Source organism: Blautia ammoniilytica (assembly GCF_025566965.1).
Taxonomy (GTDB): domain Bacteria; phylum Bacillota; class Clostridia; order Lachnospirales; family Lachnospiraceae; genus Blautia_A; species Blautia_A ammoniilytica.
In genome coordinates, this window is record NZ_JAOQJL010000083.1 from 1 (window position 1) to 935 (window position 935).

Genomic DNA, 935 nt, shown 5'->3' on the forward strand with positions numbered 1-935 from the left:
TCCAGAAGGGCATTGGCAATGCAGCCTGCAAAAAAAGATTTTCCAGTACCGACATCACCCCAGATGAGAAGTCCGGAAGCATTTGCTCTCATCTCTTCCCAGTTGCTTACATAATTGTGTGCCAGTTTTATTTCCGGATTGATGCCGTTATCCCTGGCAAAAGTGTAGTCATAGAGTGCTTTGTCCTGTAAGCCGCTGGTTTTAAGATGCTCTATTTCCATTTGTTTTTCATGAAGTTTTCTCTGGGCTTCTTCCTGCTCAAAGATTTCCTGCTGGCATTTACAGCGGATGGAAGGAATAAGAACCTTTCCCTGTAATTCATGCCTGCATTGCCTTGGCGTATTGCATTTGGAACAGTAGATCAGGTGGTCTGTTTCGTTAAAATATTCATCAGACTGAAGCTCTCTGTTTGGGGTTATAGCTGTTGGTTTTTCTATAAATTTTGTCATAATGTTTCGTATTCCTCACTTTCGTAATTTCGTTGTCGGGAAGCAGGATGATCCTGTCTTGCCCAACTGATGATGGTAGCTGCGTGGTTCTGATATTGCTTTCCGGTAGAAGCCATATAACCGGATAAGCGTTCAATATAATCCTTCCAGTCAGGGATTGTCTGCCGGATATCTTCAAGCTCTTTTTCTGACAGAAAAACATTTTGAAATTTTCCATAGGGTGAGAGTGGCTCCTTACTCCCTCTTATTGCTAAATTGTTCTTTTTTATCTCTTTCTTATTACCAGACAGTTTTCTGTCTGTATCAGGAAAAGAATCCTGTCTGTCAATAGGACAGTTTTTTGTCTGTCTTAGGGAAAGAAATCTGTCTGTATAGTGGATGGTTTCTTTTGGGAGTTTTACATAAATCCGATTGGGCTGTCCGGGACCCTGCCGTTTTCGGAAGATAAGCTCCTGTTTTTCCAGTACTGCCAGAGCAGTTTTAACC

The 935-nt window shown here is 41.8% G+C and carries 2 protein-coding genes; both read right to left on the minus strand.

Annotated features, from left to right (window positions below; translation table 11 throughout):
- Positions 1–449 (minus strand): P-loop NTPase family protein (locus OCV61_RS18445; RefSeq protein ID WP_470258219.1); only part of this gene is annotated, 449 nt, incomplete at its 3' end.
- The coding region (locus tag OCV61_RS18450; RefSeq protein ID WP_158422953.1) for a replication initiator protein A at positions 446–935 on the minus strand (490 nt) is incomplete at its 5' end. The genes OCV61_RS18445 and OCV61_RS18450, both read right to left, overlap by 4 nt.